At 57.2% G+C, this 9,421-nt stretch carries 6 protein-coding genes and 1 pseudogene (1 of these 7 running past the window's edge); 5 read left to right on the top strand and 2 right to left on the bottom strand.

Going from position 1 to position 9,421, the window contains the following annotated elements:
* The first annotated feature begins 129 nt into the window (after positions 1–129).
* On the top strand, positions 130–3,099 hold the full coding sequence (locus tag A3H92_00670) for a hypothetical protein (GenBank protein OHC76109.1): 2,970 nt from the start codon (positions 130–132) through the stop codon (positions 3,097–3,099).
* Positions 3,100–3,352: 253 nt separating this feature from the next.
* Here the strand turns inward: A3H92_00670 and A3H92_00675 are convergent, their stop codons facing one another.
* Positions 3,353–3,781 (bottom strand): hypothetical protein, encoded by a 429-nt coding sequence (locus A3H92_00675; GenBank protein OHC76110.1) that lies wholly within the window; start codon positions 3,779–3,781, stop codon positions 3,353–3,355.
* 123 nt (positions 3,782–3,904) lie between these two features.
* Between A3H92_00675 and A3H92_00680 the strand changes: the two genes are divergently transcribed.
* The 4 genes from A3H92_00680 to A3H92_00695 all read left to right on the top strand — a co-directional run bounded on the left by A3H92_00680 (position 3,905) and on the right by A3H92_00695 (position 8,002).
* Entirely contained in the window at positions 3,905–4,276 is a 372-nt protein-coding gene (locus A3H92_00680) for a hypothetical protein (GenBank protein ID OHC76111.1), read from the top strand.
* Between the two features lie 8 nt (positions 4,277–4,284).
* Entirely contained in the window at positions 4,285–5,796 is a 1,512-nt protein-coding gene (locus tag A3H92_00685; protein ID OHC76112.1) for a hypothetical protein, read from the top strand.
* Positions 5,797–6,065: 269 nt separating this feature from the next.
* A complete protein-coding gene (locus A3H92_00690) occupies positions 6,066–7,022 on the top strand; it encodes a multidrug ABC transporter ATP-binding protein (protein ID OHC76113.1) in 957 nt (318 codons plus the stop codon).
* Entirely contained in the window at positions 7,019–8,002 is a 984-nt protein-coding gene (locus tag A3H92_00695; GenBank protein ID OHC76114.1) for an alpha/beta hydrolase, read from the top strand. Before A3H92_00690 ends, A3H92_00695 begins: the two co-directional genes overlap by 4 nt.
* A 132-nt stretch (positions 8,003–8,134) precedes the next feature.
* Here A3H92_00695 and A3H92_00700 read toward each other — a convergent pair.
* Positions 8,135–9,421, bottom strand: a pseudogene (locus A3H92_00700) (acyl-CoA dehydrogenase) (it continues 439 nt past the right edge of the window).

Raw genomic sequence — 9,421 nt, forward strand, 5'->3', positions numbered from 1 at the left:
GGGTTGGTGCGTCGGCACGACGCGCCTTACCCGAAGCCGGGTGAGGGGGGATGATTCTATTCGGTCGCAAACCGCTCTGGAAAGTCGATTATCCTTGTCGTCCCAAGCCGTTTAAAAGGTTCGATTCAGTTGCGTGATCTGTTCATCAAGTACCGGGTTGTCAGTTACGCCGTCATTGTCGGCGTTATGGTGGCGGCTTTTTCTTTTGTTTGTTTTTCGCTTGATCAGCTCATCTCCGTTCAAGAGAGCGCCGGCGCCCGGATAAACATCAGCGGTCGCCAACGCATGTTGTCCCAGCGGATTGCCCTTCTCGCCAAGGAAATTCAACATCTCGGCGGTCCGACGGAGGACGTGAAATTATACGGCGATTACCTCGACGCCGTTAAGGCCATGGATCAATCGCACCATGGGCTGGTCAATGGAGATAAGCAGCTCGGCCTTGCGGGAGACCTCTCCGCAAGCATGAGGTCGCTGTATTTCGGCCCGAACGCTTACGTTGACCGCGACGTCAAGGCGTTTCTCAAGGTTGCCCGCGATCTGTTTCAAGAGAAGGCCTCGGATGATGAGAGCCGCAGGAATGAGGCGGGCGTTAAAATTCTGTCGGAGATGGCGCGGGGCGAGTTGCTCGCCGACCTGGACGCCGTCGTCCGTCAAGACGAACTGGAGAGCGCAAGCACGATTAACGCCCTCCGACTGAGAACCATTTTGACCGCAGCCCTGACCACGATTTTGATTGCGGCATCAGTGATGGCGCTGTCCGCGCTTCTTATCAAGAGGGTTCGCTTTGAACTCGGCGACCTTAAAAAGTCCGCCTACAGCCGCAAGAACATAATGGTTCTGATCTTCATCATCGGGATCATTGCCGTAACCAACGGGGCCGCGATAATCGGCATTTTATACAATACCGCATTCGAGGAACAGCGGTCGCGTCTGATCGAAGCGGCGCAAAGCCGGGCGCGTCTGATCGAAGCCATGGCCCGATTCGATAAACAATACAGCAACGACTACCCCGGAGGCGCCGCCGCCGCGACCCTTGCGCAAATCAGGGATGCCCACGACAGGTTAAAGGGCTTCGGTGAAACGGGGGAATTCATGATGGCCCGCCGGGACGGCGACCGGATCGTCTTCATACTGAGACACCGGGATTCAATCATGAACCATCCGGAGACGGTTCCCTTCTTTCATTCGAATCTGGCTGAACCCATGCGCCAGGCGCTTCAGGAGCGATCCGGGTCGATAGTCGGCCTTGATTACCGTGGCGCCAAGGTTCTCGCCGCATATGAACCGGTGGCGGTTCTAAACCTGGGGATCGTCGTCAAGATTAACCTGTCCGAGATTCGCATGCCGTTCGTCAAGGCTACGGCAATTATTATTTTGATCACCCTTGTCGCCATTATCCTGGGGGCGGTTATTTTCTACCGCATCAGCAATCCTGTGCTGCTGAGGCTGTCGGAAAGTGAAAATCGTCTTGCCGATGCGCAGCGCCTCGCCCACATCGGCAGTTGGCAATGGGACATCGGCACCAGTCAACATTCATGGTCCGAGGAAACCTACCGAATTCTGGGGGTTCCTCCGGGCGCTCCCCCTACCCAGGAGATTTTTGAAAACACCATCCACCCTGATGATCGGGAGCGTGTTTTCGAATCCATGGCGAATTGCCTGCTTGCCCATTCAGTCAAGGATATTGAATACAGGATTATCCGTCCGAACGGCGAGGTTCGGTACATGCATGACATCATTGAGACTATCGGGGACAAAATGAAGCCGGTGAATTACGTCATCGGCACCATTCAGGACATCACCGAACGCCGCCTGGCCGAGGAAGAGGTTAAAAAACTCAACGAAGAGCTTGAGGCGCGGGTCAAGCGGCGGACCCAGCAGCTATCCCTCGAAAGCGACAGCCACAAGCAGACAGCCGCGTTCCTGCAAGACAGCAAGGCGAGGCTGGCCGAGGCCCAACGCATGGTCAAGCTGGGCAACTGGGAATGGAACATGTTAACGGACGAACTTGTCTGTTCCGATGAGGCTGTCCGCATCTTCGATCTGAAGCCCCGGCAGGGCAAGATTACCCGCGCTCCCCTCACAAAACTCGTGCATCCTGAAGACCGCTTGCTCGTGCATCAGGCGGTCGAGAAGGCTCTCGCCGACAGAACGCAATATGACATCAGTTACCGCATCGTTCTGAAAGATGGAACCGTCAAACATATCCGTGAACAGGGCGAAGTGCATAGCGAGGTGAAATCCGTCAATCATGACGATCCCGTCAAGATATTCAGCACCGTTCAGGACATCACCGAACAAGTTCGGCGCGGGAAAGAAAAGGAAGACCTTGAGGAGCAGCTCCGACAATCCCGGAAAATGGAATCGCTGGGGCAACTCGCCGGCGGCATCGCCCATGAGTTCAACAATATGCTGGTTCCCATTGTCGGCATCACCGAGATGATCGTTGATGACCTTCCGCCGGGAAGTCCCATGCGGGAGGACCTGGGAGTCGTTATGGATGCCGCCGACAAGGCGCGGAAACTGGTCCAGCAAATCCTCGCCTTCAGCCGGGTGGACAAAATAGAAATGAAGGCCGTGGATATCGCCGATATATTCCAGAATGCCCTAAAACTTCTGCGGGCGACGATTCCGACCACCATCGAAATCGAGGCCGATGTTTTAATCCTCGGCAAGACGGTCATGGCCAACTCGACGGAAATTCACCAGGCCATCATGAACCTCGGCACGAATGCCTGTCATGCCATCGGCAAGGAACATGGAACGATCAAATTCACGCTTGAGGAAATCGAACTGCATGAAGGCGACGAGGTCCGCATTGCGGACCTGGAACCGGGCCGTTATGTGAAACTGACGGTCAGGGATACCGGTTGCGGAATGGACGAGGCAACCCTGGAGCGGATTTTCGATCCCTTCTTCACGACCAAGGAGGTCGGGAAGGGAACAGGCATGGGCCTGCCTATGGTTCTCGGCAGCGTCAAGGGAATGGGAGGGGCGATTACGGTCAGCAGCAAGAAGGACGAGGGAACGACCTTCGAGATTTACCTTCCGCTGATAATGGACAACGATAACACCTCGAATTCAAGCCCCATGAGTTGATCATAATCGTACTTTCCCATCCTTACAAAGGAGGGGAGGTTGCCGCCGATACCCCTAACGCCCGGCGCGTTGAGTGAAAAAAGCGCCGTTTTTTGGACCACAGAGGCTCAGAGACACAGAGGAGAATAAAAAAAGGCAGGAAGAAAAACCTTTGCTTGGTCTTCTCTGCGCCTCTGCGCCTCTGTGTCAAAACACACAGGCCGGTAATTCTCTCTTCGACTCCGGATTTTATCCGTTAATAACCACTCAGGCATTAATCAATCTTGATATGATCTTGCTCTTCACTCTTGTCGTCTTTCTTGGGTTTTAACAGGGACAATATCTTTTCGGTCAACTGTCTCGGCGACGACGGCTTGTAAATGAAAGCGGAAACGCCGGCCTCCTTGGCCTGGAGCGCGGCGTCAACATCGCCCCGTCCCGTCAATATGATAAAGGGAATTTGACTGATTTTCCGGACAGCCTGAAGGAACTCGATGCCCGCCATTCGCGGCATATTCCAGTCGCAGATTATCAGGCCCAGTTCCCTGTTGTGATCCCTGAACGTCGCCCAAGCCTCCAAGCCGTCACGGGCCGTCCGGATTCGGGAAAATCCGATCCTTTTCAGCACCATGATGATGACGCTCATAACGACCGCTTCGTCTTCAACAACGAGGACGCCGGTGTCGATCAGATCATTTTCCATGGAATCAATCTATCATGCCTTGCAATGGCGAGAAGTGCTAATTTTATAGGCTCGCCCTACAATGGACGGGACATCGCCGGGGAAAGCGATTATAATGCAGTCAACCATTAGGAATGAGGCCAAATGACCCACGTTCTTGTAATTGATGACGAAGAAATGGTCCGCAAGACCATCAAGATGATCCTGGAAAAGGTCGGCTTTGAAGTGTCCTTGGCCGGCAACGGAAAGCAGGGAATGGAGATGGTCGTTTCGCGTCCGCCGGAGCTTATCATTACCGATATGATCATGCCGGAAATGGACGGCGTCGAAACAACCATGGAAATCAGAAGCAAATATCCCGATATTAAAATCGTGGCGATTTCCGGCGGAGGGCGCGTTCATAATCTGGATTTCTTGAAATATGCCAAGGAAATGGGGGCGCACGCCATTCTCCCCAAACCCTTTACCAAAGAGGAACTCCTCGGCGCCGTGTTGATGGCGATGGAGAACGGATAAGCCTTCTCATGACTATTGCGGCTCGCCTGATAAGGCTTTTCACTAAAGCGTTTCAAACTCATGACCAGGGAGAGGCAAAGCGCCCCGCAGGGCCTCCCGTTAAAACCCCGGTCATAAGCCGTAAAAGCGCCGCCCGGGAAAAATCCTGCTATCTCCCCCTGGAGGCCGCTGATTTCGCCCATAAAATCAAAGAAATAGCGGGAAATAGCCCAAACCTGGCGGCGGGGGGGATCAATATCATCGGGTTGTCCAATATTAAAAAGCATTTCGGCGAAAAGTGGCCGAGGATGGCCGATAAAGTCCACGCCATAATCCACCAATCCATCAGCAGGCATACTTCCCGCGATGATGTTTTCACGTCCTATCAGGATACCGCCTATGTCATTATTTTCTCCCGGCTTACGCCGGAGCAGGGGCAACTCAGATGCGTCCTGATCGCCGAGGAGATTTCCCTGAGAATTTTCGGCGAAAAAGCCAACTCGTCGCTCATCGAAGTCGCCGCGACGACCATGGACCCCAAAAAAGGGCTTTCCATCAGCAGGCTGGACCTTGAAGAATTCTCCCAAAAAATCGACCATGGCCAATTGAAAGGCATTAAACGTCACGAGATATTTACGCCTTCGGACCTGCCTCGCGCTCTTCCTTCCCAATCGGACGATTCAGTGGAGGAAACCTCCGGCGAGGAAGCGATTGACGAAAAAGTCGCCAAGTTCCGCGAGGAAATTGAATTCCTGGCGAGGCTGTCCCCCCACGAAAAAAAGAAATATTCGTTCGGCCATCTGAAATTTGTCTATCGGCCCATGTGGCTGGTGAAGAAGGGAGTCACGGCGGCTCATGTCTGCATTCCCGCCCGGGTCTCTTCGGAAGGAGCCTTTTTGGTAGGAAGCGCGGCGGTGCTGACAAGTCCCGGGTCGCACGCCAACGCCGAGCATGACGGCTCCTGCCTTCTTGAGGCCGCGAATGAACTCAATCTGTTGATGTCACAGGGGAGAAAAGCCGTTCTGATCGTTCCCGTTCACTATGTGACCCTGACCGAACCCAACCATCGGAGCGAGTACAGGAAAATCACCAAATCCACGCCTAAAGAATTTCATGACAGTCTTTTGTTTGAACTGATCGGCATTCCCCAGGGGGCGCCCCGCAATCGCCTGGAAGAAGCCATACTTCTGTTAAAATTATCCAACGATAACGCATTCATCCGCGTTCGTTTGGACAACAGGGATTTTACGAAATTTGCGGGACTCGGCTTTTACGCCATAGGATTCGATATTTCAAATTTGAACGAACCCGAAGCCAAACTCGTTGACGGCATCAACAAGTTTGCCGAACGGGCGGAACAACAAGGCTTCAAAATTTACGCGCGCGGCCTAAAAACAAGAAGCCTCATCAGCGCCGCAGTATGCGCGGGGTACGACTACATAGACGGCGACCCCGTCACCTCCCCGGTTGGGACGCCGGGCGAAATGGCTCCCTTTAACATCAAGAACCTGTACAATGCTAAAAACAGGCATCCCCATTGATCATCCGTCAATGCCCCGGCGTCTGTCCGGCGTCCTCGGCGAGAACGTAGCGGCGCGAGCAGTAGGGGCAGACGATCTTTCCGTCTTTTCCCATCATCAGGTAGACCTTGGGATGGCCCAAAGGGCCGCCTCCATCGCAACTGACTCCGGCGCTTGTTACGACCTCATATTCTTCCGGCATCATGATGTTTACCCTTAAGAAGCGTTGACCGGCAGGACGCCCTGATGATAGCGATTGGCCTTGATGCTTTCAATGCCGTTGGCTGTTCATGATCAAAAATGCCCCCGAGAATGCCGTTGAGACCGTGGGTCTCTGTAAAACTTACGCCGCCCCCGGCGGCAATAAAACCAACGAGGCGCTCAGGGACTTCTCTTTGGCCATCCCGCGAGGTTCGTTTTTCGGGCTGCTCGGACCCAACGGCGCCGGCAAATCCACGCTGATCAATATCCTCGCCGGGCTGGTCATCAGAACCTCGGGAGAGGCGCGGGTATGGGGCTATGATATCGAGGCGGACATGCGCGCCGCCCGCCGCGCCATCGGCGTCGTCCCCCAGGAGCTGAATATCGACCCTTACTTCTCGCCGCGTGAAGCGCTGGACCTGCAAGCGGGCCTTTACGGCGTTCCCCGGCGCGAGCGCCGCATCGACGAGGTGCTGGCGGCGGTCGGTCTTTCCGAGCAGGCCGACATCTACGCCCGCCGCCTGTCCGGAGGCATGCGCCGCCGTCTGCTGGTGGCCAAGGCGATGGTGCATTCGCCGCGTGTGCTGGTGCTGGACGAGCCTACCGCCGGCGTCGATGTCGAGTTGCGCCGGCAACTGTGGAGCCATCTGCGCAAGATGAACGAAAACGGCGTCACCATCCTGCTTACCACCCACTACCTGGAGGAAGCCCAAGAGCTTTGCGACAAGATCGCCATTATCGACCACGGGCGGCTGATCGCCTGTGATTCTACGCCGACCCTGTTGCGCCACATTGACGCCAAGGAGATGACGGTAACGCTGGCCGAAGACATCGACGCCGTCCCCGAAAGTCTCGGCAGATTTAATGTCGAGCGTCGAAATGCCCGCCGACTGGTCTTTCGTTATCCCCCCAGCAAGGTCAACTGCGGCGAGATTCTGGGCGCTTTGCGGGACGCCGGCCTTACCATCGTCGATCTGACGACCAGGGAGACGGAACTGGAAGACATCTTTCTGCATCTGACCGGCCGCCACGGAGATAAAGAATGAAACAGCGGATATCAGCCATCATGCTGTTGATGGTCGCCGCCTGCACGCCGACCGTGCTGCCGCCGGGACCGGAGATAGCCGGCCCGGTTCTTTCCACGGACGGCTTCATCGCCGCCGACGGCGCCTCCCTGCCTGTGCGTAAATGGCTGCCCGACAGCGGGCCGAAAGCCGTGGTCATCGCCCTGCACGGCTTCAACGACTACAGCAACTTTTTCACCGATCCCGGAACCTTTCTGGCCGGCCACGGCATAGCCGCCTATGCCTTCGACCAGCGCGGCTTCGGCCGGGCGCCCAATCGCGGACTGTGGCCCGGCCCTGCGGCCTACGTCAATGACCTCAAGGCGTTTGTCGGGGAAATGCGGATTACCCATCCCGGCGTTCCCCTTTTCCTGCTCGGCGAAAGCATGGGCGGCGCCGTGGCGATAGCCGCCATGACCGGCAAGGACGCGCCCGAGGTTGACGGCGTCATCCTTTCGGCGCCGGCGGTGTGGGGACGCGAGACCATGCCCTTTTACCAGACATGGGCGTTGTGGATCGGCGCCCACACCGTCCCGTGGGCGGAACTGACCGGGCGCGGCCTCAAGCTCAAGGCTTCCGATAATATCGAGATGCTGCGGGCGTTGGGACGCGATCCTCTGGTCATCAAGAAGACCCGCATCGACGCCATCTACGGCCTGGCCGATCTGATGGACGAGGCGCTGGCCTCATCGGCCCGCCTCCACGCGCCTACGTTGATCCTCTACGGCGAAAAGGATGAGATCATCCCCAAGAAGCCCACATACAGGATGCTGGAAAGCCTGCCCGCCGGCAACGCCGACAAGTTCACCGTGGCCCTCTACGAAGAAGGCTATCACATGCTGCTGCGCGACCTGAAAGCCGAAACCATATGGCGCGACATCGCCGCCTGGATCGCCGACAAGACGGCGCCGCTGCCTTCCGGCGCCGACAAGCGGGCGCGGACAGTATTGGCCGGCGGATAGCCGCCTTATGGCAGCCACTGCACTTTCCCCTCCTTACGAAGGAGGGGGCGGGGGAGGTTGCCGTAAGCTAACGCCCGGCGCGTTGACCGGAATAAGCACTGTTTTATGAAACACAGAGGCCGATAATCCCCCCTAAAACGCTTCCTCGTCGAAATCCATCACCGCGCTTTTGCCGGACATGATTGCGGATAATAAACCGCCGGTTTGGGGCAACAGGCGTTGCATGAAGAAACGCGCCGTCGCCGTCTTGTTTTTGTAAAAGCCGGTCGGGTCGTTATCCGCCTTGGCCGAGGCCGACTTGGCCATCATGGCCCAGACATAGGCCAGCGCCGTCAGGGCGAACAGCTTGAGGTAATCGGTGGCTGCCGCCGCCGCCTCTTCGGGGTCGGCGAGACCTTTTTGAGCGATCCGGCCGGTAGCCAGTTGCAGGCGGGAGAAGGATTTGGCCAGCGGCCCGATGAATTCCTCCATGGCCCCGTCTCCCTGATGCGCCTCAATAAAGGCGGCGACGGGGTGGAAGAAACTCCTGAGGTAGCGCCCGGTATGAGCGCCCAGCTTGCGCCCCACCAGATCGAGGGCCTGAATGCCGTTGGCGCCTTCGTAAATCTGGGTGATGCGGGCGTCGCGCACATACTGTTCCATGCCGTTCTCGCGGATATAGCCGTGACCGCCGTACACCTGAACCCCCAGGTTGGCCGCCTCGAAACCCATGTCGGTGAGATGGGCCTTGACGATGGGGGTAAGCAGCGCCACCAGGTCTTCGGCCTTGCGGCGCTCCTCCGGGTCGGCGTGGCGCTCCATGATGTCCATGTTGCGGGCCGTCCAGCCCGCCAGCGCCCGGCAGCCCTCGATGTTGGCGCGCATGGTGAGCAGCATGCGCCGGATGTCGGGGTGGACGATAAGGGGATCGGCCGGTTTGTCGGGGTATCTGGGACCGGCAAGCGCCCGCCCTTGCAGACGCTCGCGGGCGTAAGCGACGGCGCCCTGGTAGGCGGCCTCGGCGACGCCGAGACCCTGAACGCCGACGGACAGCCGCGCCATATTCATCATGACGAACATGGCCCGCATGCCCTTGTTCAATTCGCCCACCAGGTAACCGACGGCCCCGTCAAAGTTAAGGACGCAGGTGGCCGACGCCTTGATCCCCATCTTGTGTTCGATGGAGCCGCAGGCAACGGCGTTGGCTTCGCCGAGCGAGCCGTCGGCGTTAACCTTGCGTTTGGGCGTCAGAAACAAACTTATTCCCCGAATGCCTTGAGGAGCGCCGGGGACGCGGGCCAGCACCAGATGGACGATGTTATCCGTCAAGTCATGTTCGCCGGAGGAAATGAATATCTTGGTCCCGGTGATGACATAGCTGCCGTCGCCTTGCGGCTCGGCCTTTGTGCGCACCAGCCCGAGATCGGTTCCCGACTGCGG

The organism is Rhodospirillales bacterium RIFCSPLOWO2_02_FULL_58_16 (assembly GCA_001830425.1).
Lineage (GTDB): Bacteria > Pseudomonadota > Alphaproteobacteria > Rhodospirillales > 2-02-FULL-58-16 > 2-02-FULL-58-16.